Annotated in this window: 21 protein-coding genes; 3 read left to right on the forward strand and 18 right to left on the reverse strand. The window is 62.6% G+C overall.

Features of this window, described 5'->3' with window-relative positions; all coding sequences use genetic code 11:
* Positions 1-142: 142 nt before the first annotated feature.
* The 3 genes from BTW07_RS00290 to BTW07_RS20245 form a co-directional block, all read right to left on the reverse strand.
* Complete coding sequence (locus tag BTW07_RS00290) at positions 143-2,272, reverse strand: PhoX family protein (protein WP_075568152.1); 2,130 nt, start codon at positions 2,270-2,272, stop codon at positions 143-145.
* 104 nt (positions 2,273-2,376) lie between these two features.
* Complete coding sequence (locus BTW07_RS00295) at positions 2,377-3,453, reverse strand: 3-deoxy-7-phosphoheptulonate synthase (protein ID WP_075568153.1); 1,077 nt, start codon at positions 3,451-3,453, stop codon at positions 2,377-2,379.
* Positions 3,454-3,581: 128 nt separating this feature from the next.
* On the reverse strand, positions 3,582-3,707 hold the full coding sequence (locus BTW07_RS20245; protein ID WP_279626522.1) for a hypothetical protein: 126 nt from the start codon (positions 3,705-3,707) through the stop codon (positions 3,582-3,584).
* A gap of 170 nt (positions 3,708-3,877) precedes the next feature.
* On the opposite strand from BTW07_RS20245, the gene BTW07_RS00300 reads away from it, so the two are divergent.
* Positions 3,878-4,432 (forward strand): sigma-70 family RNA polymerase sigma factor, encoded by a 555-nt coding sequence (locus BTW07_RS00300; RefSeq protein ID WP_075568154.1) that lies wholly within the window; start codon positions 3,878-3,880, stop codon positions 4,430-4,432.
* Entirely contained in the window at positions 4,411-5,118 is a 708-nt protein-coding gene (locus BTW07_RS00305) for an anti-sigma factor (protein WP_083941361.1), read from the forward strand. The genes BTW07_RS00300 and BTW07_RS00305 overlap by 22 nt, the downstream gene beginning before the upstream one ends.
* A 62-nt stretch (positions 5,119-5,180) precedes the next feature.
* Here BTW07_RS00305 and folM read toward each other — a convergent pair whose 3' ends face one another.
* The 5 genes from folM to BTW07_RS00330 form a co-directional block, all read right to left on the reverse strand.
* Complete coding sequence (folM, locus tag BTW07_RS00310) at positions 5,181-5,873, reverse strand: dihydromonapterin reductase (protein WP_075568403.1); 693 nt, start codon at positions 5,871-5,873, stop codon at positions 5,181-5,183.
* Positions 5,870-6,700 carry an FAD-binding oxidoreductase gene (locus tag BTW07_RS00315; RefSeq protein ID WP_075568404.1) on the reverse strand — a complete coding sequence of 277 codons (831 nt, stop codon included), beginning with the start codon at positions 6,698-6,700 and terminating at the stop codon, positions 5,870-5,872. Before BTW07_RS00315 ends, folM begins: the two co-directional genes overlap by 4 nt.
* Before the next feature lie 20 nt (positions 6,701-6,720).
* Entirely contained in the window at positions 6,721-8,238 is a 1,518-nt protein-coding gene (gene ubiD, locus BTW07_RS00320) for a 4-hydroxy-3-polyprenylbenzoate decarboxylase (RefSeq protein ID WP_075568156.1), read from the reverse strand.
* A gap of 222 nt (positions 8,239-8,460) precedes the next feature.
* Positions 8,461-9,720, reverse strand: a complete 1,260-nt coding sequence (gene rho / locus BTW07_RS00325; protein WP_075568157.1) for a transcription termination factor Rho — start codon at positions 9,718-9,720, stop codon at positions 8,461-8,463.
* A gap of 420 nt (positions 9,721-10,140) precedes the next feature.
* Positions 10,141-10,473 (reverse strand): thioredoxin family protein, encoded by a 333-nt coding sequence (locus BTW07_RS00330; protein WP_075568158.1) that lies wholly within the window; start codon positions 10,471-10,473, stop codon positions 10,141-10,143.
* Between the two features lie 188 nt (positions 10,474-10,661).
* Here BTW07_RS00330 and ppx point away from each other — a divergent pair, with 188 nt between their 5' ends.
* Positions 10,662-12,170: an exopolyphosphatase gene (gene ppx, locus BTW07_RS00335; RefSeq protein WP_075568159.1), complete on the forward strand. Its 1,509-nt coding sequence runs from the start codon at positions 10,662-10,664 to the stop codon at positions 12,168-12,170.
* 7 nt (positions 12,171-12,177) lie between these two features.
* On the opposite strand, the gene tilS is transcribed toward ppx, so the two are convergent.
* From tilS to bamA, 10 genes are all read right to left on the reverse strand, one after another.
* Positions 12,178-13,443, reverse strand: coding sequence for a tRNA lysidine(34) synthetase TilS (gene tilS, locus BTW07_RS00340; protein ID WP_244158279.1), 1,266 nt, complete (start codon positions 13,441-13,443; stop codon positions 12,178-12,180).
* A gap of 172 nt (positions 13,444-13,615) precedes the next feature.
* Positions 13,616-14,566, reverse strand: a complete 951-nt coding sequence (gene accA, locus BTW07_RS00345) for an acetyl-CoA carboxylase carboxyl transferase subunit alpha (protein ID WP_075568161.1) — start codon at positions 14,564-14,566, stop codon at positions 13,616-13,618.
* Positions 14,567-14,690: 124 nt separating this feature from the next.
* On the reverse strand, positions 14,691-18,200 hold the full coding sequence (gene dnaE, locus BTW07_RS00350) for a DNA polymerase III subunit alpha (RefSeq protein WP_075568162.1): 3,510 nt from the start codon (positions 18,198-18,200) through the stop codon (positions 14,691-14,693).
* Positions 18,201-18,398: 198 nt separating this feature from the next.
* Positions 18,399-19,022: a ribonuclease HII gene (rnhB, locus tag BTW07_RS00355; protein ID WP_075568163.1), complete on the reverse strand. Its 624-nt coding sequence runs from the start codon at positions 19,020-19,022 to the stop codon at positions 18,399-18,401.
* A 39-nt stretch (positions 19,023-19,061) separates the two neighbouring features.
* Complete coding sequence (gene lpxB / locus BTW07_RS00360; protein ID WP_075568164.1) at positions 19,062-20,228, reverse strand: lipid-A-disaccharide synthase; 1,167 nt, start codon at positions 20,226-20,228, stop codon at positions 19,062-19,064.
* A gap of 10 nt (positions 20,229-20,238) precedes the next feature.
* Complete coding sequence (gene lpxA, locus BTW07_RS00365) at positions 20,239-21,006, reverse strand: acyl-ACP--UDP-N-acetylglucosamine O-acyltransferase (protein WP_075568165.1); 768 nt, start codon at positions 21,004-21,006, stop codon at positions 20,239-20,241.
* Complete coding sequence (fabZ, locus tag BTW07_RS00370) at positions 21,003-21,446, reverse strand: 3-hydroxyacyl-ACP dehydratase FabZ (protein ID WP_075568166.1); 444 nt, start codon at positions 21,444-21,446, stop codon at positions 21,003-21,005. Before fabZ ends, lpxA begins: the two co-directional genes overlap by 4 nt.
* A 168-nt stretch (positions 21,447-21,614) precedes the next feature.
* Entirely contained in the window at positions 21,615-22,655 is a 1,041-nt protein-coding gene (gene lpxD, locus BTW07_RS00375) for a UDP-3-O-(3-hydroxymyristoyl)glucosamine N-acyltransferase (protein WP_075568167.1), read from the reverse strand.
* Between the two features lie 22 nt (positions 22,656-22,677).
* On the reverse strand, positions 22,678-23,181 hold the full coding sequence (locus BTW07_RS00380) for an OmpH/Skp family outer membrane protein (RefSeq protein ID WP_075568168.1): 504 nt from the start codon (positions 23,179-23,181) through the stop codon (positions 22,678-22,680).
* 96 nt (positions 23,182-23,277) lie between these two features.
* Complete coding sequence (bamA, locus tag BTW07_RS00385) at positions 23,278-25,617, reverse strand: outer membrane protein assembly factor BamA (RefSeq protein WP_232823889.1); 2,340 nt, start codon at positions 25,615-25,617, stop codon at positions 23,278-23,280.
* Positions 25,618-25,631: the final 14 nt, after the last annotated feature.

The following is a 25,631-nucleotide window of genomic DNA, read 5'->3' on the forward strand; positions in this document are numbered from 1 at the left end:
TGCACCCACGGGCTTTACGCCGATCGAGCCTGTCGATCGGCGCCTTTCGTTGCCTCGCGGAAACCGCCACCCATTCCGATCCCTTAAAGAAAACGGGCACTGCCACTGCAGCGCCCGTCATTTGGCGAGAAGTGGGATCGATCTAAAGGCCGACCTGACCGCCATCCGCTTTCCAGATCGCCACCGTCGCGGCGCGGGGTCGAACCTTGCCGCTAGCCGCTTGCGTTGCGTCCTGGCTCAGCGCGTCACCATCCGCCGGCCAGTTGCCGGGGTGCTGGATATTGATGAACAGCGCGGTTCGATCCGGCGTGGCGAAGATACCCGTCACCTCGCAGCCATTCGGGCCCACGGCGAAACGCTTGAGCTGGTCCTGATTGTCGGCATTGATGACCGACCCCGATCCACCGCCAGCACCCAGTGCTGCCGGGACGACTGCCAGCAACTGATCGTTGGTATACTCGGCCACCGCATTATCGCTGTTGTCGGTCTGGAACCACAGGATGCCCTGGCCGTCCCCACGGTCGTCATACCAGAGTCCATCGGGGCTGGCGAACTGATTGTCCCGGGTCAGGCCAGAGCGATTATCGGCGGCATCGACGTCGCTACCGAACACGAAGATCTCCCAGCTGAAGCGGTTGTCGTTCTCCTCACGCCATCGAATTATATGGCCATTCTCGTTGTTGGCCCGCGGGTTGGCAGCATTGGTCGGCGCCGTCGCGAAACCGACGCCAGCGGCGTCAACCGCGACGCCTCCGTTGGTGAAGGTGGCCTCGGTGCCGTCTTCGGTACGCTTGGAGTTGTTGGTCAGCGTGAAATAGACCTCGCCGGAAACGGGGTCGACACTCGACCACTCCGGTCGATCCATCGGCGTCGCGCCCATCAGGTCGGCCGCGTCGCAGGTGTGGATGATGATCCCGGCGGCATCACCGGCCTCCAGGCCCAGCGCCGCGGCCAGCGTCTGGCCGGACGGCGTTCTGGCATCCGGCGTCAGTGCCAGCCATTCGCCTCGCCCCTCCTCGTCGAAACGCGCTGCGTAGAGCGTGCCTTCATCGAGATACTTGCTACCGATGGCCAGGCGATCTGCCTCATTGCCCGGCTCGGGGGCATCGGCGGGGTCCCACCTGGCCGCGCTGACGAACTTGTAGATGTACTCGTTGCGCGAGTCGTGACCGGTATAGAACGTGAGCGGCTCACCAGCGCGAACCGGACCCGGCCAGCAACCCTCGTGACGAAACCGTCCAAGCGCCGTGCGCTTCATCGCCACCGCCTGGCTGTAGGGATCGATCTCGACCACGTAGCCGAAGGTCCGCGCCTCGTTGCGATAGTCTTCGCTGGCCTCGCCCTGGCCGGGCGTGACATCGAAACGCGCAAACTCGTCATCATGCTCGTCGTCGCCCGCCGCCGTTTCCCAGCCGTAGCGTCCGCGATCGGTCGGCAACCCCAGGCGCGCGTCGTCGCTGAAACGTTCGCCGGTATTGACGAACACTTCCGGCCAATTTTCCTCGCAGGTCAGGTAGGTACCCCAAGGCGTATAGCCGTTGGCGCAGTTGTTGTTGGTGCCCCGCGTTCGAGTCCCGTCGCTGGAGTAGCGCGTCTTGACATAGTCGCTACCCGCCACCGGCCCGGACAGCAGGACCGGCGTGGCGGTCGTGATGCGGCGATTGTAGGGAGAGTCGACCACGTGCGCCCAGCCGCCATCGTCCTGGCGCTGGATCTCGACGATCGTGACGCCATGGGCGTTGATTTCGGTGCGTACCTCGTCGGCCGGCCGCACGCCATCCGGTTGAGTCGGTCCGCCCTGAGGTGCCCATAGCGCATCCTGGTCGATGTATTCGTTGTTGAGGGCGAGCAGAAAGCGGCGCGAGCCGCTGTCTGCGTCAAGCGGGAAGGCGTGCATGCCGTCGTGATGCATGCCCACGCTGTTCGCCTGCTGCTCGGGAGTCATGGCGAGATTGTTCTGCCAGGCACTGGCCCTCGCATTGAGCGGGGTTCCCCACGGAATCAGCACCTGCGCCCGGTACCCCTCGGGCACCACGACGGCATCGGTGTGCGATCCCCGGATCGCCTCGAAGGCCAGTGCCAACGGCGTCTTATCCTGGGCCCGGGCGCCAGCACTCCCGCCAAGTCCGAATCCGCCCATCATGGAGAGTGCGGCCAGCCCCAGGCCACCCTGCAGAATCTGGCGACGCGATAGATGGCGTTCGACCACTTCGCCAAAAGGCATGTTGCGGCTGTTATTGTGACTACGATGATCTTCGACTTCCCGACTCATGTCATATCCCCTGACTCATCACGGATTGCTCGTCTTGACGAGGCTAAGCCGGAGATATGACGAGATCATGTCGATCATACCCGAACGTCACGATGGCGGCCGGATCAGACCTGGCGAAGTCGCTCCGCCACTCGCGTCAGCAGACTGCCGGTCGCGTCCCACCCCAGGCAGGCGTCGGTGATCGAGACGCCATAACGGAGCGCGACGGGATTCAGCGCCTGCTTGCCTTCGAACAGATGGCTCTCGAGCATCACGCCGATCAGGCTGCGCTCGCCCGCTAGCCGCTGCTCCAGCACATCGTGGAGAACCTCTGTCTGGCGCCGATGATCCTTGTGCGAGTTGGCATGGCTACAGTCGACCATGATCCTCGGCTCGAGCCCGGCCTGCGCCATTGCCCGGCGGCTGGCAGCCACGCTCCCGGCATCGTGGTTGGGCCCGCTGCGACCGCCGCGCAGCACCAGGTGCGTGGCGGAGTTTCCCGGCGTCTCGATCATCGCTGGCCCCCCTTGGGCAGTGACGCCGAAATGGCGATGCGAGTGGGCGGCCGACTGCATTGCCGCTATCGCGACATCGATGTTGCCCTGGGTGCCGTTCTTGAAACCTACCGCCGCCGCCAGACCGCTGGCCAGTTCACGATGGATCTGGGATTCGGTGGTACGCGCGCCGATCGCCACCCAGCTCAGCAGGTCGTCGAAGTAGGCGCTGGCCATCGGCTGCAGCAGCTCGGTGGCGATCGGGAGACCCATTTCGGCGATATCGCGCATCAGGTGTCTTGCCATGGCCAGACCTGCGGCCATGTCGTCGCTGCCATCCAGGTGGGGGTCGTAGGCCATGCCCTTCCAGCCGACGGTCGTGCGCGGTTTCTCGACGTAGACTCTCATCACCAGCAGCAACCGATCGCCGACTACCGCATTGAGCGCCGCCAGACGCTCGGCGTACTCGAGGGCCGCGGCAGGATCATGTACCGAGCAGGGCCCGGTGACGACCAGCAGACGATCGTCCTCGCCGTCGAGAATGGCACGTATGGCCTGTTGGCTCGCGGCGATCTGGGTCTCCAGTGCCGTGCTCAACGGCACTGCCTGGCGCAGTTCGTGCGCCGTCGGCAACGGCAGCGTTCTGATGGTAGACAGGGCAGCCCGTCTCGAAGGGGTCGGTTTCAGCTCGGCGGTAGCGGCGTTCATAACGATCTCATTCCAGGTGAATTCAAGAATTGAGACCCGAAACGCGAGAACCCCCGGTTGGGGCTGCCATCCGGGGGTTCTTGATGCGAGGAGGCAGCCCGGTTCCGGGCGTGCCTCGCGGGTTCAGGTCATATCGACCAACCGGCGGGCACGCCAGTCCTAAACCAGTAGCCATAACCAGAGAACGCCAACGCCATCACGCCGCCAGAAGCGCAGGCGGTGTCGATGAAGCGTGTGTCGTGGCGTTCGGTCATGACAATCTCTCGCAGAGAGTCTTCGTAAGTCGTGGTTCTATCCTAACGCCCCGATGAATTTTGACAAGTCTTTTGGCGTGAATGACAACCGATCGCCATCCACGCTTTACTTGTTGGGGCCCGTTGGCGAGACTGACGCACAAGAAAAAGAAAGCATTCTAAGGACTTCCATGGCCTACCCGCCTCATGACGTGCTGATCGACAATCTCCACGCCAGCGCCCGTGGCGACGGTCTCGCATTCGAAAAGCTCTACCGCGCGACCAGTCCGCATCTATATGCCCAGCTATTGCGTATCGTCAGACAAGAAGCCGCCGCACAGGACTGCCTGCAGCTGGTGTATCTGCGCGTGTGGCAGGTGGCCGGGCAGTACGATGCCACCCGCGCCCGTCCGATGACCTGGCTGTCGACGCTCACGCGCAATATCGGTATCGACTGGCTGAGGCGTCAGCGCCCCCAGGAAGCCGACGGTAATGCCATCATCGAGACCTTGCCCGGCGAGACCGATGTCGAGCGCGAGAGCGACCTCAATCAGCAGGCGGCGTCTCTACAGCAGTGCCTGACCGAATTGACGACGCAGCAGCGCCAGGCGCTAGAACTCGCGTTTTTCGAAGGGCTGACCCACCACGACCTGGCATCACATCTGACCACGCCGCTGGGAACCGTCAAGAGCTGGGTCCGGAGAGGCCTCGAGAGGTTGAAGGCATGCATGACACGTTTAGCTTGAGCGATCCTGAAGCGCGAGACCTGGCGGCCGGCGAGTACGTCCTCGGCACGCTGGATCGCGACCAGTGCGCAGAATTCGAAGCGCTGCTGGCGGTCAGCTCGGATCTGCAACGCAGCGTCGATGCGTGGCGGGAACACCTGCAACTGCTCAACCAGCAGTTGGAAGCGGTCTCCCCTCCCAGCCGGTTGTGGGCGGATATCGCCTCCCGCCTGGGGCTGCGAACCGGTCTGATCCATCGACTCGGTTTCTGGCGTGCTTTCAGTGGTTTCGCCACCGCTGCGGCGCTGGCGCTGGCGACGATCGCGCTGGCACCACGCGAGCCGCCGATGATGCCGGGGGAATATGTCTTCGTGATCAATCAGCCCAGCGGTCAGCCGGGCTGGATCCTCAATGCCACGCTGGATGGCAAGATGATGGTTCAGGCCGTCGCGCCGGGCCCGATGCCGTCAGGAAAAGGTGGCGAACTGTGGATGATGGAGAACGGCACGCCGATCTCCCTGGGGATGCTGCCCATTCACGGGCAGGCCACCATGCAGCTGCCGGCCAAGATGCTGGGGCTGATGAAGACGGCAGATTTCGCCGTCAGCATGGAACCCAGCGCCGGTGCACCGGGAGGCAAACCGTCCGGGCCGGTGATCGACGAAGGCAAGCTGGTGCAGATCCGCAACAGTACCGTCTCGTTATGATACCCGTCTCGTTATGACACCGAGCTCGCCATGACACGCCGTGGCGGGCTCGTGGGTGGCCGTCAGGCGAGGTGCTGGCCACCGTCGACCGGTACGACGGTGCCGGTCACAAAATCGTTGTCCAGTAGATAGCGCAAGGTCTGATACACCACGCCGGGCCCGGGCACACGTCGCCCGGGTTCCCGGCTGCCATCATCGTCATCGTTGAGCATCACCAGACCCGGGGCGATGGCGTTGACCTGAATCCGCGGCGCGAACTGCGCCGCAAACGATCGGGTCAGACTCTCCAGCCCGGCCTTGGTCGCGGCATAGGCTGCCTGGCCGGCAGCGCCACGCTGCACCACGCTGTCGGTGATATGCACGATGTCACACTGCGGTTCCTGACACGCCTCCAGCAGCGCCTTCGCATGCAGATTGATCAGATAGGGCGCCTGCATGTGGACGCGAAACAGGCGCTCGAAGGTTGCCCCTGCCGCCTCCGGCTCGGGATCCGATAGCCACTCGCCGGCGTTGTGAATGATGGCGCGTAGACTCGAGGTGCTATCGCGTAGCCGAGCGATGAAGTCGAGAATCCCGGCTTCACTGGCAAAATCCGCGGCCAGGGTCACGGCACCGCGCGCCCGCAGCGCCGACAGCGCCTCGCGCTCGCGGCGATAGGTGAGGATGACCGGATGGCCGTCGTCGAGCAGCCGTTCGGCGCAGTGTCGACCCAGGCGCTGAGCACCACCGGTGATCAGAATCGGGGATTGGCTCACGACTTCTTCTCCGATGACCACGCGCTCTCGCCCGGGGTCAGTGGCGCCCGTGCCGGGTCGCCTTCCGGCAGCGGCAGAAAGGGAATGCGCGGCGCGTAGCTGAAGACGTCCGAATGGACCTGCTGTTCGACCAGCCCCATCGGTGCCAATGTGTCCACGCAGGCATAGACCATGCCCGGAGAGCCGGCGAGATAGATCTCGATCCCCGTCAGCGACTCGAGCTGCCGCCCCAGCACGTCGGCCAGTACCTGGTCGATACGCCCGCTGTGCCAGTGGATGTCCGACAGCGCCTCGAGCTCGGTCTCGGGTGACTCGACCACGGCGTGGAATTGCACGTTCGCGTAGGTTCGGGCCCACTCCCGCGCCAGGGTCTCGGCATAGAGATCGCGACGCTCGCGCACCGCCCACCAGATCGAAAGGTCTCTCTCGGGGTTCTCGGCCAAAGCCGCTTCGACGATCGCCTTGAGCTGGGCAAAGCCGGTGCCGGCGGCGATCAACAGCAGCGGCTCGGAGCGCTTCGGTGGCAGAACGCACTCACCGCTGGGGAGACGAACCGACAGTCGGTTGCGATGGGTCAACAGCTGTCGCAGACGTGCCGAGTGAGTGCGTTCCGGCCAATGCTGGATATGCAGTTCCAGCCGACCGTCGCCGGCCTCGGCGCAGGCGATAGAGAAAGGCACCCAGGTCTCCTCGTGCAACTCCAGTTCGAGATACTGGCCGGGTGCATGGGCAATCGCCTCGGCGCGCCCTTCTAGCACGACCCGAAATACGTCGGGCGTCAGATCCTCGACGGTTTCCACCTGGCAGGTCAACGTTCTGACCGTCATGTTCACCTCATTGCTTGCCGTCATGCCGCCCCATCATTCGAGGATTTCCCGGTTCGCGCCGATGGTGGCGCGATATCGATACCGTAGCTTTCCCAGCGTTCGTCGACGCGCGATCGGGTCGCTGAATCCATCACGATGGGCTCGCCCCACTCGCGCGTGGTTTCACCGGGCCACTTGTTGGTGGCATCGAGACCCATCTTCGATCCCAGTCCCGCCGTCGGAGAGGCAAAATCGAGATAGTCGATCGGCGTGTTTTCCACCATCACCGTATCCCGTGCCGGATCCATCCGTGTGGTGATCGCCCAGATCACGTCTTCCCAATTGCGCGCGTCAACATCGTCATCCAGCACGATCACGAACTTGGTGTACATGAACTGACGCAGGAAACTCCACACGCCCATCATCACGCGCTTGGCATGGCCGGGATACTGCTTCTTCATGGTGACGATCGCCATCCGGTAGGAGCAGCCTTCCGGTGGCAGATAGAAATCGACGATCTCGGGAAACTGCTTGCACAGGATAGGCACGAACACTTCATTGAGCGCCAGGCCCAGCACCGCCGGCTCGTCCGGCGGGCGGCCGGTGTAGGTAGAGTGGTAGATCGGATCACGACGATGGGTGATTCGCTCGACGGTGAATACGGGAAAACTTTCGACTTCGTTATAGTAACCGGTATGGTCGCCATAGGGCCCTTCGGGCGCCATGTCATCCGGATGAATGTAGCCTTCCAGCACGATCTCGCTCGACGCTGGAACCTCCAGATCGGCATGGCCGCACTTGACCAGCTCGGTCCGCGAGCCGCGCAGCAGCCCCGCGAAGGCATACTCGGAAAGCGTGTCCGGCACCGGCGTCACTGCGCCCAGGATGGTCGCCGGATCGGCGCCCAGCGCTACCGCGACCGGGAAGGGCTCGCCGGGATGAGCCTGCTGCCACTCGCGGAAGTCCAGCGCCCCGCCCCGATGACTCAGCCAGCGCATGATCAGACGATTCCTGCCGAGCTTCTGCTGGCGATAGATGCCCAGATTCTGGCGCGACTTGTGCGGGCCCTTGGTCACCACCAGCGCCCAGGTCACCAGCGGCGCGACGTCGCCCGGCCAGCAGTGCTGAATCGGCAGGCGGTCGAGATCGACATCCTCGCCTTCGAGCACGACCTGCTGACACGGTGCCGAACGCAGCGTTTTCGGCCCCATGCTCATGACCTGCTTGAAGATCGGCAGCTTCTCCCAGGCATCCTTGAGCCCCTTGGGCGGGTCCGGCTCCTTCAGAAAAGCCAGCAGCTTGCCGACCTCGCGCAGTGCCTCGACACTCTCCTGGCCCATACCGAACGCCACCCGCTCAGGCGTCCCGAACAGGTTTCCCAGGACCGGCATGTCGCTACCCTTGACGTTCTCGAACAGCAGCGCGGGTCCGCCGGCACGCAGCGTGCGGTCACAGATCTCGGTGATCTCGAGGTATGGATCCACCTCCACCGTGACGCGCTTGAGCTCGCCGCGAGCTTCCAGCGCCGCGATGAAGTCCCGTAAATCATGATATTTCATGGCGTTGCCCGTATCCCGCTATCCAAGAACGCAAAAAGGGCAGCATAACATGCTGCCCTATTGCATCTCTGCTCGATTTCCAAATCTCGATCCCATCAGACCCGAACATCGGATCGAGCGATGGCAGGACAAGGCGAACGACGACGAGCCAGCCGAGTGTACTGTCGTACATGAGCATGGCGAGTCGGCGTTCAACGCCGTACTGCCGAGCGCAGCCCGACGTTATCTACGCTTCATGGCTTCGAAGAATTCAAGATTGGTCTTGGTATCCTTGAGGCGATCGATCAGGAACTCGGTGGCGGCCACATCGTCCATCGGATTGAGCAGCTTGCGCAGAATCCACATGCGCTGCATCTCTTCCTCGGAAGCGATCAGATCCTCGCGACGGGTACCGGAGCGGCGGATGTTGAAGGCCGGATAGACCCGACGCTCGGCCAGCTTGCGATCGAGATGGGCTTCCATGTTGCCGGTACCCTTGAACTCCTCGAAGATCACTTCGTCCATCTTCGAGCCGGTATCGACCAGCGCCGTGGCAATGATGGTCAGACTGCCACCCTCTTCGATGTTACGCGCGGCACCGAAAAAGCGCTTGGGCTTCTCGAGGGCGTGAGCATCGACACCACCCGTCAGTACCTTGCCCGATGACGGCACCACGGTGTTGTAGGCACGCGCCAGGCGAGTGATGGAGTCGAGCAGGATGACCACATCCTTCTTGTGCTCGACCAGACGCTTGGCCTTCTCGATGACCATCTCGGCCACCTGGACGTGGCGTGCCGGGGGTTCGTCGAAGGTCGATGCCACGACCTCGCCACGCACCGTACGCGACATTTCCGTCACCTCTTCCGGGCGCTCGTCGATCAGCAGCACGATCATGTGGCATTCAGGATTGTTGCGCGTGATCGAGGTGGCGATGTTCTGCAGCATCAAGGTCTTGCCGGCCTTGGGCGGCGACACGATCAAGCCACGCTGGCCCTTGCCGATCGGCGCGGTGAGATCGATCACCCGGGCCGTGATGTCCTCGGTAGAGCCATTGCCGATCTCCATCACCATCCGTTCCTGCGGGAACAGTGGCGTCAGGTTCTCGAACAGGATCTTGTGCTTGGCGTTTTCCGGCTTGTCGAAGTTGATTTCATTGACTTTCAACAACGCGAAATAGCGCTCGCCTTCCTTCGGCGGGCGAATCTTGCCGGAAATCGAGTCGCCCTTGCGCAAGTTGAAGCGGCGAATCTGGGACGGCGAGACATAGATGTCATCGGGGCCAGCCAGATAGGAAGAGTCGGCACTACGCAGGAAACCGAATCCGTCCTGCAGAATCTCCAGGACGCCATCGCCGTAGATGTCCTCGCCGCTCTTCGCGTGCTTTTTCAGGATCGCGAAGATGATGTCCTGCTTGCGTGAGCGCGCCAGATTATCGATTCCCATTTCACGGGCGATATCCAGCAGTTCAGGAACGGATTTTTGCTTGAGTTCGGTTAGATTCATGAGTTCGGTCAGAGAGGGCTCGTGTCGCAGGCAATGACTTTTGCCGAGATAGAAAAGAAGGACAAGAGGCGGTCAGTTCAAACGCCGCGCGGCGCGTTCAGTCGTCCCAGGATGTCAGGCATTCGTATGGTCTATTGGTCCAACGCCGAAGCATGTCGAGAGCCGACTGCTGGGTGACGAAGGTGCCGGGAGAGCGTTTCGATTCGCCTGCAATCTCACGGAAGAGTCATCCGAGAGAGTTGTCACTGTCCAACGATCGGGGTTGCCGAAAATCGGTACTGGGATTGACTGACGACTTGGGGGACCGCGACGCGGTCGAGAAGCATTCGGAACAGGCGAACGTCCAGATGGTAGACAAGCTATCTGCCGAAAGCAAGTCACGATAGGGCGATAACCGATTGTATTGTCCAATGTCTCCGACTAATTACGCGCACACTCTTCGCCAATTTGCAGCAGTTGCTGTTCCGACAACGCGCCGACTCGCGTCAGCCGCGGTTCACCGTCGATGAACAGAATCAGCGTCGGCGTTCCCTTGACCCCGTAGCGTTCGGCCAGCATCGGCTCGCGATCGACATCCACCACGGCTACCGGCAGACCGCGAATCGACTCCTGGGAGACCGAGGACAGCCGTGATAGCAGCGTTTCGCAGGGCTGGCACCAGTCGGCAACGAAGACCGCCAACCACGGAGAGTCATGATCTTCACGCTGAAGCTCGAAAGCTTCACTGTCCAACTGGCGACGCTGTGACGACATGTTCTCGGGTCTCGATCGGGGTAACTGCCTGTTGCCGACAGCATGCCTGCCGCCTCATCGATTGACAAGGCCACGCCCCCACCGCAATCTTGCGGTGCCCGAAGCGCCTGCCCTGCCGGCATTGGTCCGGCGTCGGGCATACCCGGCAGACCCGCCTTCCACTTGCCAGCTTTCGAGGACGCCACGCCATGAGCGGGAAGTCGACCGCCGAAGACGCGACGCGCCGTCTGGCCGCCATCGATCTCGGTTCCAACAGCTTTCATCTGTTGGTTGCCAACTATCAGGACGGCCAACTCCAGGTCGTCGCCAAGATGGGCGAGAAAGTCCAGCTCGCCGCCGGGCTCGACGACGATGAGAACTTTACCGACGCGGCGATGGACCGGGCACTCGGGTGCCTGGAACGCTTTGCCCCCTTTCTCGAGGGCGTGCCCTCCGCCGATCTGCGAATCGTCGGCACCAATGCCCTTCGCGCCGCCCATAACGCCCGAGCGTTGATCGAGCGTGCCGAAGCGCTGATCGGCCATCCGATCGAAATCATCGGTGGCCGTGAAGAGGCTCGCCTGATCTATCTCGGCGCCGCCCACGCGTTGGCCGAAGTCCACGGGCGACGCCTGATCGTCGATATCGGCGGTGGCTCCACCGAATTCATCATCGGCGAGGACTTCGAACCGCAGGCGCTGGAAAGCCTCCACATGGGCTGTGTCGCCTACACCGGCGCCTTTTTCGCCGATGGCGAACTCAGTGAAAAGCGCTTCCGGCGTGCCGAGATGGCCGCGCTGTCGGAGCTGGCCCATATTCAGCGCCATTATCGTCAGTTGGGATGGCAGGATCCGATAGGCTCCAGTGGCACGATCAAGGCGGTGGCAGCCGTCATCGCCGCGCGAGGCGACGGAGACGCCACACTGATCGAGCGCGATGCGCTGATGAAACTGCGCAGGAAACTGATCGCCTGCGGCCACCTGGACAAGGTCGCGATGGACGGGCTCAAGGAGGACCGAGCGCGAGTCTTCCCGGCTGGCGTTGCCATTCTCTGCGCCGTTTTCGAAGCCTTCGAGCTGGAACGCATGCGCTATTCGGACGGCGCGCTACGGGAGGGCGTGCTCTTCGACCTGATCGGCCGCAACACGCTGGAAGACCCCCGTCGTCACAGCGTCGAACTATTGATGCGACGCTACAGCGTCGAGACCAGCCATGCCGATCACGTCGCGGAAACCGCCATGGCTGCCTTCGATCAGGTCCAGGATCATTGGGAACTCGGTGAACAACAGCGACTGTTTCTCTATTGGGCAGCCCAGGTGCATGAAATCGGCCTGGCGATCTCTCACAGCCAGTTTCATCGTCACGGCGCCTATCTGATCGAATACTCCGACCTGACAGGCTTCTCCCGTCCCGAACAGCAGGCGCTGGCGTTCCTGGTCCGCGCCCACCGGCGTAAATTTGCCCAGAAGGAGCTGGAATCGCTGCCTCGCGCCGTGCAGACCACCTATCAGCGCCTGGCCCGCCTGCTCAGGCTCGCAGTCATGCTCAATCATGCCCGGCCGGAGCAGGCGAGCACCGATTTTCGCCTCGCTTGCGACGGTGACGCGCTGCATCTTGCATTGCCACAAGCCAGACACCAGGCCCTGCTGCTCAACGACCTGGAGCAGGAAGCGGAATTTCAGAAGGCCGCAGGGCTGTCGTTGACCTACGATGCCTGACGTCGATCTAGCGCGTCTGACACCAGCCTTCCGCCGACACCAGGCCAATGACAGCCACCAGCTCTTCGCCAAACCATACCAGTGGCAGGCGATCTCGCTGCCACGGCGGGACGCCGGCTTCCTGCAGCAGGCGCTTGAGATCGCGCCTGCCGCGACCGGCCAGACGCAGACTTTCTCCACCCCGACGCAGACCGACCCGTAAACGCGCCGTGGCGGCTTCCGGTGGCGGGCGCAACTCAAACGGATAGACGCCCCAAGGCGTCGCAAGCGGCGCGTGGCCCTCCCAGATCGTCTGCCAGGCCGGATCCACCGCCGACAGTGGCGCCAGCAGATGGAGATGGTCCCGCCAGATCCGTGCCTCGGCGCCCGGCCAGAGAATGGCCGGCAGGCGATCCGCGCCCGCCTCGGCAAGCTGACGCTCGAGTTCGATCAAGCGCGCGGCCGGCGGCGAGGGAAGGCCCAGACGTTCCAGCGCATGACGAATCAGCAGCCGGCGCCGTGGCCCGCTCAACGCCATCAGCGTCGATAACGGCAGACGTCCGGGATCGCCACCCGCGGCCGCCAGATCGATCGCCGCCAGCTCTGTCATCAACCCATCGCTCTCCTGCAGCCAGACGGCACTACGCGCGAGCGATTCGACAGCCGTTGACCAACGGTCCCGCAACGGTGGCATCAGACGATGGCGCAGATAGTTGCGATCGAAGACCAAGTCCTCGTTGGTGGGATCTTCACACCAGGTGACACCGCGCCGAGCCGCTTCCTGCGTCAGCGTCGACCGGCTGATAATCAACCAGGGTCGCTCGATCTGGATGCCCCGCCACTCGCGCCGGGAAGGCATGCCCGCCAGCCCGCGCACGCCGCTCCCGCGCAGCGCGGCCAGCAGGAACGTCTCGGCCTGGTCATCGGCGTGCTGAGCCAGCCATAAGTGGTCCCCCGCCGAAAGATGTTCGGCGAAGGCCCGATAGCGGGCGTCTCGCGCCGCCGCTTCGAGCCCTTGCCCCTGCAACTCGACCTGCACCTGCGCCACGGTCAACGACACCGCCAGCGCATTGCACAGCTCACGGCAATGTGACTCGAAGTCGCGTGCCGCCGCCTGCAGGCCGTGATTGACGTGAATCGCCCGCAGCTCGATCCCGCGCCGGCGCGCCAGCGGCACCGTCACGTTCAACAGCAGGCAAGAGTCGAGCCCCCCGGAGAGCGCCACCAAAACGACACGCCCCGACACATGACGTGCCAGGGCGTTATCGACGAGATCTTCTAGAGAATGCTGCAACGCGGGGCTCCTGAACGCTCGACCTTTGGACAACATCCCATGTCGCCGAGTGACCGTGCGAGCGATACTCAGACAAGGCGAGCGCGGTCGAGGGCGCGCAGTGTAGTTCACTACATGAGCGGACCGAGTGAGCGCTCAACGCCGTGTGAGTGAGCGCAGCCGGTCATCTTCACTAAGGGGCGCCATAGCTCATCAGGCGATCATACCTTCGCTCCAACAGCGCCTCGGTATCCATCGCCCGCAGCCGATCGAGACTGCCCGTCAGCGCGTCCTTGACTCGATCGGCCGTCTTGCGCGGATTCCGGTGTGCGCCACCCAACGGCTCGTCGATCAGTGAATCCACGAACCCGAGTTCTTTCAGACGCGACGCGGTGATGCCCATCGCATGGGCGGCTTCGGAGGCCTTGTCGGCGCTCTTCCACAAAATCGAGGCACAACCCTCCGGCGAGATCACCGAATAGGTGGAGTACTGCAGCATCTGCAGCTCGTCGCAGACACCGATGGCAAGCGCCCCGCCGGAGCCGCCCTCGCCGATGACCGTGGCGATGATCGGCGTCTTCAGCCGCGACATGACGGCGAGGTTGTAGGCGATCGCCTCTGACTGGCCCCGCTCCTCGGCATCGATACCGGGATAGGCACCCGGCGTATCGATGAAGGTCAGCACCGGCATCCTGAAGCGCTCGGCCATCTCCATCAGACGACACGCCTTGCGATACCCTTCCGGACGCGGCATGCCGAAGTTGCGGCGAACCTTCTCCTTGACGTCACGACCCTTCTGATGGCCGATGACCATCACCGGCTTGTCGTCGAGCCGCGCCACACCGCCGACCAGGGCGGCATCGTCGGCGAAATGACGATCGCCGTGCATCTCGTCGAAGTCGGTAAAGATGCTGTCAAGGTAATCGAGCGTGTAGGGGCGCTGGGGATGGCGCGACAGCTGCGTCACCTGCCAGGCGGTCAGGTCACGGAAGATCTGCTCGGTGAGCTTGCGGCTTTTCTCTTCGAGCTTGCCGATCTCGTCACTCAGGCTGATACGGCTATCGTTGCCGACCAGTCGCAGCTCTTCGATCTTGGCCTGAAGTTCGGCAATCGGTTGTTCAAAGTCTAGATAGTTGGGATTCATAGAGCTTCTACTTTGTGATCCTGGCAAGCTTCGATTTCTGAAATACGGGCGACTGGCGTGCCGCGAAACGGATCATTATCGCACCTTCACAAGTGTTGGCAAGGAGGCGTCCGGCGAGCACGGGTCAGCCACCCCGATAGCGAAGGGCGACTTTTTCATAACCTTCTACGTCACGAAGCGCGCTCATCAGCTCATCGCTGGGCGATACCTTCCACGCCGCCGCCAGCTCGAAGCAGCCGCTGGCCTGGGCATTGCGATAGCGCACGCGAACCGGAAGACCGGATTCGCTCAACCACGGCGAGAGGCTGTCGTGCAGCGAGCTGGAGAATCGCCCGTTGAGCTGACTGCCATCCACCGAGAGCTCCACCGCCTCGCCGAAACGCGCGCGGGCGTCCGCCATCAGGGTGACGTCCTTGGTACGCAACCGCAAACCGCCGGAATAATCGTCGCTCGAGACCTCGCCTTCGATGATCAATACCTGATCGGCGGTGAGCTTGCCGCGGACCTGATCGAACAACTCGCCGAACAGCGAGGCCTCGATGCGGCCGGTACGGTCATCGAGGGTCACGAACGCCATGGTGTCGCCACGCTTCGATTTCATGGTCCGCATCGCCACGACCAGCCCGGCAACGCGCTGGGGCTCGCGGGACGGCTTGAGGTCGACGATGCGGGTCGCCACGAAACGTTTGAGCTCGTGTTCGTACTCGTCGATCGGGTGACCGGTAAGGTAGAGCCCCAGCGTCTCCTTCTCGCCCGCCAGACGCTCCTTGTCGCTCCAGTCGCGGGCGTGGCGATAGTCGGCGTAGATGTCCTCGCTGCCGTCGACTTCGGCAAATGCCTCGCCGAACATGTCCATCATGCCCCGGCTCTGGTTGGCCTGATTCTGTGAAGCCGCCTTGATCGCGGCATCGACCGAGGCCGCCAGCACCGCGCGGGATGGCCCCAGCGTGTCCAGCGCACCGGAGCGGATCAATGCTTCGAGGGTGCGCTTGTTCATGCGCTTGCCATCGATACGTCGGCAGAAATCGAACAGATCGGTGAACTCGCCGTCCGCCTCGCGCGCCTCGACGATGGCACCGATCGGACCTTCACCGACGCCGCGGATCGCCCCGAGCCCGTAGACGACCTGACCACTCTCGTCGACGGTGAACTTGTAGGCGCCCACGTTGACATTGGGCGGCGTCACCGTCAGCCCAATATGACGACACTCCTCGATCAGCGGCACGACCTTGTCGAGATTGTCCATCTCGGTCGAGAGCACGGCCGCCATGAACGGCCCGGGATAGTGTGCCTTGAGCCAGGCGGTCTGATACGAGACCAGCCCGTAGGCGGCCGAGTGCGACTTGTTGAAGCCGTAGCCGGCGAACTTTTCCACCAGGTCGAACAGGTTGCCGGCCAGATCCTTGTCGATCCCGTGGGCGGCGCACCCTTCCATGAAGCCGGCGCGCTGCTTGGCCATCTCCTCGGGCTTCTTCTTGCCCATGGCTCGACGCAGCATGTCTGCCTGGCCCAGGGTGTAGCCGGCCAGCACCTGGGCGATCTGCATCACCTGCTCCTGATACAGGATGATGCCGTAGGTCGGCTCCAGCACCGGCTTGAGCAGCTCATGCTGGTAATCCGCACTCGGGTAGGCGATCGCCGCGCGCCCATGCTTGCGGTTGATGAAATCATCGACCATCCCGGACTGCAGAGGCCCCGGCCGGAACAGCGCCACCAGCGCGATCATGTCCTCGAGCGAATCCGGCTGCAGCCGCTTGATCAGTTCCTTCATGCCGCGGGATTCGAGCTGGAACACCGCCGTCGTCTCGGCCTTCTTGAGCATGTCGAAGGTCGGCTTGTCGTCCAGCGGAATGGTGCTGATATCGAGCGGACCGACATTATCGCGGGCCCGCACCACGTCGACCATTTCCAGCGCCCAGTCGATGATCGTCAGCGTGCGCAGGCCGAGAAAGTCGAACTTGACCAGGCCGGCATCCTCGACGTCGTTCTTGTCGAACTGGACCATCAGCCCCGAGCCGTTGGCCTCGCACAGCAGCGGCGAGAAATCGGTCAGCTTGGTCGGCGCGATGACCACGCCGCCGGCGTGCTTGCCGGTACCGCGGGTGATGCCTTCGAGCTTGAGCGCCATCTCCCAGATTTCGGCCGCTTCCTCGTCGTACTCGAGATACTCCTTGAGCTGCGGCTCCTGCTCGATCGCCTTGCCCAGCGTCATGCCGACCTCGAACGGAATCAGCTTGGAGAGCTTGTCGCCCATCGAGTAAGGCTTGCCCTGGGCACGCGCCACGTCACGCACCACGGCCTTGGCCGCCATGGTGCCGAAGGTGACGATCTGGGAGACCGCATCGCGGCCGTAGCGATTGGCCACGTAGTCGATGACCCGGTCACGCTTCTCCATGCAGAAATCGACATCGAAGTCGGGCATCGAGACACGTTCCGGATTCAGGAAACGTTCGAACAGCAGATCGTATTCGAGCGGATCGAGATCGGTGATCTTGAGCACATAGGCGACCAGCGAGCCCGCGCCCGACCCACGCCCCGGCCCGACCGGGATGTCGTTGTCCTTGGCCCACTGGATGAAGTCCATCACGATCAGGAAGTAGCCCGGGAATCCCATCTTGAGGATGATGTCGAGCTCGAAGTCGAGCCGCTGCCGGTAGGCCGGCTCGTGCTCGGCCAGCGACCGTCCCGGGTAGATCGGCGTGTCGCCACCGAACAGCAGATTCAGACGGTCGGTGAGACCATCATGGGAAATCTTGCGGAAGAATTCGTCCTGCGTCAGCCCTTCGGGAATCGGGTACTCCGGCAGGAATATCTCACCCAGGCGCACGCTGGCAGTGCAGCGCGCCGCGATCATGACACTGTTCTCGAGCGCCTCGGGGACGTCGGAAAAAAGCTCGGCCATCTCCTGGGGCGTCTTGAGATACTGCTCTTCGCTGTAGCGACGCTCGCGGCGGGGATCCTCTAGCGCCTTGCCCTCGCCGATCGAAACCCGGGTCTCGTGCGCCCAGAAGTCCTCGCGTTCGAGAAAGCGCACGTCATTGGTCGCCACCACCGGCACGCCGGTTTCGCTCGCCAGCCGCACGGAGTGGTGGACACACTCTTCATCGTATTGGCGACCGGTGCGCTGCAGCTCCAGATAGAAACGCCCGGGAAAATGCTGCTGCCATTCCGACAGCAGCTGACGCGCGGTATCGACATGCTCGGCGATCAGAAACCGGCCGATCTCCCCTTCCCGGGCACCGGATAGCGCAATCAGCCCCTCGCTCTGCTCGAATACCCAGGCCTTGTCGAGAATCGCCAGATTCTGACGCTGACCTTCGGTCCAGGCTCGCGAGATCAGCTCGGTCAGATTGCGGTAGCCGATATCGTTCATCGCCAACAGCGTCAGACGATAGGGGTGGCTCTCATCATGGGCGTTATGCAGCCACAGATCGGCGCCGATGATCGGTTTCAGGCCGGCGCCCTGGGCCGCCTTGTAGATCTTGACCAGCCCGAACAGGTTGGTGTCGTCGGTCACGGCCACGGCTGGCATGCCTGTCTCGGCCGTGGCCTTGACCAACGGCTTGAGCCGGACCAGACCATCGACGAGAGAGTATTCGCTGTGGACACGAAGGTGAACGAAGGGTGTTGTCATGACGAACTCGAGTCAGGCGGCGAATGAATTCAGACACTGGCTATACGATCGATAAGGCCCGGTCATGCGCCTGGCAACGCGATAGCGGCATGCCATGGCCAGCGCATTGAGAAGATCAGCATGCCTAAAGGCGGCACGAGCCACAATGGGCCGATGGATAAAGACCGGGGGCCGGCGCGATCCATCACGGTCGATCGTTCATGCCCAGGCGAGCCGGGCGCGGACGGGCGCGAAAGAGCTGCGGTGCTCCGCCAGCGGGCCAAGACGAACCAGCGCATCGAGATGTTCCGGCGTCGGGTAGCCCTTGTGACGGCAGAAACCGTAGTCCGGATACAGCAGATCGAGCGCGGCCATCTGCGCGTCCCGGGCCACCTTGGCCAGAATCGACGCCGCGCTGATCGCGGAATGGCGCAGGTCGCCTTTGACCACGGCCTGCCCCGGGCAGGCGTGCCCCGGCAACCGGTTGCCGTCGACCAGCAGATACTCGGCCGGGGTCGGCAGCGCGTCGATGGCACGTCGCATTGCCAGGTGCGTAGCGTGATAGATATTGAGCGAATCGATCTCCTGGGGCGAGGCTTCACCGACGGCGAAGGCGAGCGCGCGGTCGCGAATCTGTACGTCGAGCGCCTCGCGCCGTGCCGCGCTCAGACACTTGGAGTCGGTCAGACCCTCGATCGGGCGGTCGGGGTCGAGAATCACGGCGGCAGCCACCACCGAACCGACCAGCGGGCCCCGCCCGACCTCATCGACGCCGGCGAGCAGATGCCCCTCGTATTCGATGATGATTTCCGGCCAGGCGGATGGCGAAGATTTCAATGGCATGACTTCTCTCGTCAAACACTTCTCGTCAAACACTTCTCGTCAGAGACTTCCGGATGCTGGCTCCAGCGTCCCGTACTCGGCCAGCGAAAGGATGGCCGTGGCGGCCCGCTCGCTGGCATCACGCTGCAACTCGGCGTGCAGTGCCGCGAAACGCCGTTCGAGCGCAGCACGAGACTGGTCATCCTCGAACCACGGCAGCAGTGTCTCGACCAGCGATTCGGGTGTCACCGCCTCCTGAATCAGCTCCGGCACCAGCGTTTCCTGGGCAATCAGATTGGGCAGCGAGATCCAGCGCGTCTTGACCATCCGCTTGGCCAGCCAGTATGTCGCTGGCGCCATGCGATAGGCGACCACCATGGGCCGATGACAAAGCATGGCTTCCAGCGCCGCCGTGCCGGACGTCAACAGCACCGCCTCGGCGGCCGTCATCACCTCTCGCGAACGTCCCTCGACAATGACCGTATTGGCGGCGAGATCCGGAAACCGCCCGAGCAGCGACTCGAGCTCCTGGCGCCGCTCCGGCGAGGCCGCAGGTATTGCCACCTGCAGGGCGCCGAGATGCGCGCGCAGCGCGGACGCCGCTCGCAGGAACATTTCGCCCTGGAACCGAACCTCATTGCTGCGCGAGCCCGGCAGCATGGCCAGCGTCGGCACGTCGAGAACCAGCCCGAGCGCTCGCCGGGCTTCAGCACGGTCGTTGACCAGCGGCATCTCGTCGGCCAGCGGATGCCCGACATAGGCGACCGGCACGTGGTGGTCCGCGTAAAAATCCGCTTCGAACGGCAGAAAGGTCAACATTCCGTCGACCGCCTTGGCGATCGTCTTGACGCGCCCCTGACGCCAGGCCCAGACCGAGGGACTGACGTAATGCGCGGTCCGGATACCCTCGTCATGGAGCTGCCGCTCGAGGCCGATATTGAAGTCCGGGGCATCGATACCCACCATGATGTCAGGTCGCCAGTCCAGCGCATCTCGCTTGAGATGACGGCGCACCTTGATCAGGCCCGGGAGATGCTTGAGCACCTCGACCAGACCCATCACCGAGAGGGTTTCCAGCGGATAGAGCGACTCGAGCCCGTGTGCCTGCATTCGCGGGCCACCGATGCCGCGAAACTCGATTTGGGGATGGCGACACCTGAGCGCCTGCATCAGTCCGGCACCGAGAATGTCGCCTGACAGTTCGCCCGCCACGAGATAGACGCGCATCAGGCTGTTCCTAGCGGATGATGCCGCGTTGAGACACTTTCAGAGAATCGATGAAGCGTTGCGTTTCGTCGAGCGAGAAACGGCTTTCGATTTCGCTGACAGCCTGCTCCAGCGTCAGACCTTTGCGATAGACCAGGCGATACGCCTCGCCCAGCGCCTTGATCGCCTCGGCGGAGAAACCCCGGCGCTTGAGCCCGATCGAGTTCAGCCCGTGGGGTGCCGCCGGATTGCCGCTGACCATGATGAACGCCGGAATGTCCTTGGTGATAGCCGAGCAGCCACCGACCATGGCATGTTCGCCCATGTGGGCAAACTGATGGATCGCGGAGAGCCCACCAATGATGGCGAAGTCGCCAAGCGTCACGTGACCGGCCAGCGTCGCCTGGTTGGCGAGAATGCAGTCGTTGCCGATCAGGCAGTCGTGGCCCACATGGGAATAGGCCATGAACAAGTTGCGGTTGCCGATGGTGGTAACGCCACGGTCCTGGATGGTTCCGCGATGGATCGTCACGCTCTCGCGCACGACGTTGTCGTCCCCCATTTCGAGCCGCGTCGGCTCGCCGGCGTACTTCTTGTCCTGACAGTCCTCCCCGACCGAGGCGAACTGGAAGACCCGATTACGCTTGCCGAGTCGAGTCGGCCCCTTGAGCACGACGTGCGGCCCGATCACGCTACCGGCATCGATCTCGACGTCGGCTCCGATCACGCTGAATGGACCGACTTCGACGTCGTCGGCCAGTCGGGCGGAGGGATCGACGATGGCGGAGGGATGAATCAAGCGACTTTCCTCTCGGCACAGATGATTTCTGCTTCGCAGGCCAGCTCGTCACCGACCGTTGCCCGGCAGGCGAACTTCCAGATACCGCGCTTGCCCTTGATCACGTTGGCCTCGAGCCGCAGCTGGTCACCCGGCATGACCGGGCGCTTGAAGCGTACGTTATCGCTACCGACGAGGTAGTAGACGTAGCCATCGGCCGGCAGCTTGTTGACGGTCTTGAAACCGAGGATGCCACAGGCCTGGGCCATCGCTTCGATGATCAGCACGCCGGGCATGATCGGGTGATGAGGAAAATGGCCGTTGAAGAAAGGTTCGTTGATGCTGACGTTCTTGTACGCCACGATCGACTCGCCAATCGTGATTTCCATCACGCGATCTACCAGTAAAAATGGATAACGATGCGGTAGATATTCGCGAATCTGGTTGATGTCCATGATCATCAATACAACCTCTGAAATAACGAAATGCCTGCCCCTACACTTTGGCTAAGGGCAGGCAAAGGGCGGCAAAACGGCGTTCACCCATGTGGGCGGGCATTATACAGGCGCACCTGACGACTGCCAGCCTCGGGAGGCGACCGGTGACGGCCCCGAGGGTGTCACGGATCCTCAAGCGTCGCGGATATCGCGCTCGAGCCGCGTCAAGCGCTTGGCGATCTCGTCGAGCTGTTTGAAGCGTACCGCGTTCTTCCGCCACTGACTATTCGACATCGAACCCGTGCCGGAAGAGTAGACGCCGGGCTCCAGAATCGAGTTCGTGACCAGACTCATCCCGGTCACCTGGACACCGTCGGTGAGCGTGAGATGGCCGGAGAGCCCGACGCCGCCGCCCAGCAGACAGTGGCGGCCGACCTTGGTGGAACCCGCGATGCCGACGCAGCCTGCCAGCGCACTGTGATCGCCGACCTGAACGTTGTGGGCGATCTGCACCTGGGAGTCTATCTTGACCCCGTTGCCGATCAGCGTGTCGCCCAGGGCTCCGCGATCGATGCTCGAACAGCTACCCACTTCGACATCGTCACCCAGACTGACGCCACCCAGCTGAGCGATCTTCTCCCAGCCTTTGCCATCATGGGCGAACCCGAAGCCGTCGCCACCGATGACGCATCCGCTATGGAGAATCGCCCGCTCACCGATGATCACCCCGTGATACAGCGTGACATTGGCGTGCAGGCGAGAGCCTCTACCGATCGCGGTGTCGGCGCCGATGAAACACCCGGCACCGATGACACAATCATCAGCAATGTGCACACCGGCTTCGATGACGCAGTGAGCGCCGATCTCGACGCGCTCGCCAAGGGTCGCCTCGGGGGATACGACTGCCGTCGGATGCACACCTTGCGAAGCCTGGTTGGCCAGCGGATCGAACAGGCGCGACAGCTTGGCGTAGCCCAGGTACGGGTTTTCCAGCTCCAGCCGCGGGCAAGGGCAGTTTTCACCATGCGCCGGGTGCACCAGAACGGCACCGGCCTGCGTCGTCGCCAGATACTTCAGATAAGCCCGGTTGGCGAGAAACGCCAGATCCGTCGATACCGCGTCGGTCAGCGTCGAAAGACCACTGACACGCACTGTGTCATCACCCACCACGCGGGCGTCGATCCGCTCGGCGAGCTCGCCAAGCGTGTAAGAGGTGGAAGCATCTCTCTTCATGAACGGGCGCCGGTTTGAATCATCAGTTGAGCGAATTGAAGATCTGCGTCACTTCGGAAGTAATGTCGAGGCTATCGCCGGAATAGACGACGGCATCACGGTCGACGACCATATCCAGATCATGCTTGTCGACGACTCGCTGAATGGCCTGATCGAGCTTGGGCTTGGCCCCTTTCAGATACTGCTGCTCGGCCTGCTGCTGCGCCTGGGAGATCTGACCGCGCAACTGCTGGAACTGACCACCCTTCTGTCGCAGCTGCTGGGTCACCGAGTTGCGCTCGGATTCCGACATCACGTCGCCATCCTTCTGCAGCCGCTGCTGCAGCTGCTGCAGCTCCTGGCTCAACGACTGCGCCTGCTGCTGTTGGGAACTGATACGGTTCTTCAGCTGATTCATCGATGCTTGGGCGGAACTGGAAGACATCAGCGCTTCGCGCCAGTCGAGCACGCCCACTTCGGTGGCCATGGCCGGCACCGAGACCATGGTCAACAAACCGAGCCCGAGAACTCCTGCTATCTTGCGCATGCGGCAACTCCTTGAAAGCCTGACTTGGAATCTGGAATTTTTCTGACTCCGGATTCACGGCCCTGTGAATCGTGCCGTGAATCCGGTGCGATGGCGCTAGAACGTCTGACCCAGCGAGAACTGGAACACCTGCGGGTCGTCACCATCCTTCTCGTTCAGCGGCTTGGCAACGCTGAACGTCAGCGGGCCGACCGGTGTCAGCCAGGAGAGCCCCAGGCCCACGCTGTAGCGCAGGTCGTCGAGGCTGACACCGCTGTTACAGCTGGACGGACCATCGCCGGGCACCACTTCGTAGCAGTCGGAGAGGAAGGTATTACCCCCGTCGAGGAAAATACTGGTCTGCAGCGACCGGCGATCCTCGATCCAGGGGAACGGATAGATCAGCTCCGCAGAGCCCTCGACCAGAATGTTGCCACCCAGGGTATCGTCATCCCCATCGCCGCGCTGCGTGGTCTTCTGCCCCAGCGTGTTACCGGTGTAGCCACGTACCGAGCCCAGACCGCCCGAGTAGAAGTTCTCGTAAAACGGATAAGGATCGTTGGAACCCAGCGTATCGGCATAGCCGAGATTGCTGCCGAACTTGAGCGACCAGTCCGGGTTGAGCTCGAACAGCTTCTGGCCGCGGTAACGCACCTTGTAGTACTCGGCGTCCGATCCCGGCAGTGCGGCTTCCAGCGAGACGCGCTGATAGCTACCGGCCGTCGGCATGATCCCGCGGTTCAGGTTGTTGCGGGTCCAGCTCGCCGTCAGCTTGTAATTGAAGAAGTCTTCACCCTCATCGTCGGTGTACTTGACGATTTCGGAAGGCGTGTCGTCGTAGGTATCGATCGACAGATTCTCGAGCCCGACACCGAAGTTCAGCCGCGACAGATCATTGATCGGATAACCGAAATTGATGTTGCCGCCGTAGGAATCGGTCGAGTAGGTCGAGATATCGGAGTCTTCGTAATCGGTTTCGCGGTAGAAGACGTTGTAGCCGCGCGAGATCCCGTCGAGCGTCCAGTAAGGGTCGGTGAAGCCGAAGTTGATGTTGGTGAACGTGTCACTGCGCTGCGCGCCGATATTGACGCGATTGCCCGTCCCCAGGAAGTTGCTCTGGGACAGCGCAGCGCCATAAATGACGCCTGCGGTCTGGGAAAACCCGACGCTGGCCGAAATGGAGCCCGAGGGCTGTTCCTGAACGTTGTAGGTAACGTCCAGCTGATCCGGCTCGCCGGCTACCGGTCGGGTGTCCACATCGACCTGCTTGAAGAACCCGAGCCGCTCGAGACGCTGACGCGACTGCGATATCTGGTCGGTCGAGGCCGGCGCGCCCTCCATCTGTACCATTTCGCGGCGCAGGACTTCGTCCTGCGTCGTGGTATTACCTTCGAAGTTGATCCGCCGCACGTAGGCACGACGACCCGGATCGACGCGGAAAGTGATGTCCACGGTATCGCCCGCTTCATCGACCGTAGGCACCGCCTGAATATCGGCAAAGGCGAAGCCTTCGGCGCCGAGCTTCTGGCGCAGCGCTTCCGAAGATTCGGTCAACTTGCTCTGGGAAAAATACTCTCCCGACTTGGCAGTCACCAGCGAGCGCGCCATCGATTCGTCGATCTTCAGATCGCCGTCGAACTTGATCTGGTCGAGCTTGTAACGTTTGCCTTCGTCAACGTTGATGGTCACGAAGATCCGCGACTTGTCCGGGCTGATCGAGACCTGCGTCGAGGTGATGGCGAAGTTGACGTAGCCACGATCGAGATACCAGGAACGCAGCGTTTCCAGATCACCGGAAAGCGCCTCCCGGGAATACTCGTCGTCGGAGAACCAGCCGAAGAACCAGCCCGGCTTGTCCTCGAGCTGAAACAGGTCACTCAGAGTGCCGTCGTCGTAGGCCTCGTTGCCCACGACGTTGATCTGGCGAATCTTCGCCACTTCCCCTTCGTTGATGTCGATGTTGACGCGAACCCGATTACGTTCGAGCTGCTCGACCGAGGTCTTGATGCTGGAGCTGTAGCGGCCCTGGGACTGATAGAGACGCTCAAGCTCGCGCTGCATCTCTTCCAGCGTCGAGCGCTGCAGCACCTGACCCTCGGCCAGGCCAGCGTCGGTCAGGCCCTTGCGCAGGTCGTCGTCGGAGATCTGGGAGTTGCCTTCGATGTTGATCTCGGCGATCGACGGCCGCTCGACCACATTGACGATCAGCACGTCGTTGTCGCGGGATAGCCGAATGTCGTCGAACAGCCCGGTGTCGAACAGTTGCTGGGCGGCCTCGCCCAGTTGCTGGTCGTCTACCGTCTGGTCGGCACTGACGGGGAAAGCGTTGAAAACGGATGCAGCCGAGACGCGCTGCAGCCCCTCTACACGAATATCCGAAATCTCAAAAGGTGCCGCCAGCGCAACGGGAGAGCTGGCCAGCAGTAGTCCTGCCAATCCGATGGTCTTGAGTTTCATGCAATCAATCGCTT

It is taken from the genome of Salinicola socius, from assembly GCF_001937195.1.
Lineage (GTDB): Bacteria > Pseudomonadota > Gammaproteobacteria > Pseudomonadales > Halomonadaceae > Salinicola > Salinicola socius.

What these genes read in the sequence shown, in the direction of transcription:
- BTW07_RS00290 (WP_075568152.1), bottom strand. Translation starts at nt 2,272, where the DNA reads ATGAGTCGGGAAGTCGAAGATCATCGTAGTCACAATAACAGCCGCAAC.
- BTW07_RS00295 (WP_075568153.1), bottom strand. Translation starts at nt 3,453, where the DNA reads ATGAACGCCGCTACCGCCGAGCTGAAACCGACCCCTTCGAGACGGGCT.
- BTW07_RS20245 (WP_279626522.1), bottom strand. Translation starts at nt 3,707, where the DNA reads ATGACCGAACGCCACGACACACGCTTCATCGACACCGCCTGCGCTTCT.
- BTW07_RS00300 (WP_075568154.1), top strand. Translation starts at nt 3,878, where the DNA reads ATGGCCTACCCGCCTCATGACGTGCTGATCGACAATCTCCACGCCAGC.
- BTW07_RS00305 (WP_083941361.1), top strand. Translation starts at nt 4,411, where the DNA reads ATGCATGACACGTTTAGCTTGAGCGATCCTGAAGCGCGAGACCTGGCG.
- BTW07_RS00315 (WP_075568404.1), bottom strand. Translation starts at nt 6,700, where the DNA reads ATGACGGTCAGAACGTTGACCTGCCAGGTGGAAACCGTCGAGGATCTG.
- ubiD (WP_075568156.1), bottom strand. Translation starts at nt 8,238, where the DNA reads ATGAAATATCATGATTTACGGGACTTCATCGCGGCGCTGGAAGCTCGC.
- rho (WP_075568157.1), bottom strand. Translation starts at nt 9,720, where the DNA reads ATGAATCTAACCGAACTCAAGCAAAAATCCGTTCCTGAACTGCTGGAT.
- BTW07_RS00330 (WP_075568158.1), bottom strand. Translation starts at nt 10,473, where the DNA reads ATGTCGTCACAGCGTCGCCAGTTGGACAGTGAAGCTTTCGAGCTTCAG.
- ppx (WP_075568159.1), top strand. Translation starts at nt 10,662, where the DNA reads ATGAGCGGGAAGTCGACCGCCGAAGACGCGACGCGCCGTCTGGCCGCC.
- accA (WP_075568161.1), bottom strand. Translation starts at nt 14,566, where the DNA reads ATGAATCCCAACTATCTAGACTTTGAACAACCGATTGCCGAACTTCAG.
- dnaE (WP_075568162.1), bottom strand. Translation starts at nt 18,200, where the DNA reads ATGACAACACCCTTCGTTCACCTTCGTGTCCACAGCGAATACTCTCTC.
- rnhB (WP_075568163.1), bottom strand. Translation starts at nt 19,022, where the DNA reads ATGCCATTGAAATCTTCGCCATCCGCCTGGCCGGAAATCATCATCGAA.
- lpxB (WP_075568164.1), bottom strand. Translation starts at nt 20,228, where the DNA reads ATGCGCGTCTATCTCGTGGCGGGCGAACTGTCAGGCGACATTCTCGGT.
- fabZ (WP_075568166.1), bottom strand. Translation starts at nt 21,446, where the DNA reads ATGATCATGGACATCAACCAGATTCGCGAATATCTACCGCATCGTTAT.
- lpxD (WP_075568167.1), bottom strand. Translation starts at nt 22,655, where the DNA reads ATGAAGAGAGATGCTTCCACCTCTTACACGCTTGGCGAGCTCGCCGAG.
- BTW07_RS00380 (WP_075568168.1), bottom strand. Translation starts at nt 23,181, where the DNA reads ATGCGCAAGATAGCAGGAGTTCTCGGGCTCGGTTTGTTGACCATGGTC.
- bamA (WP_232823889.1), bottom strand. Translation starts at nt 25,617, where the DNA reads ATGAAACTCAAGACCATCGGATTGGCAGGACTACTGCTGGCCAGCTCT.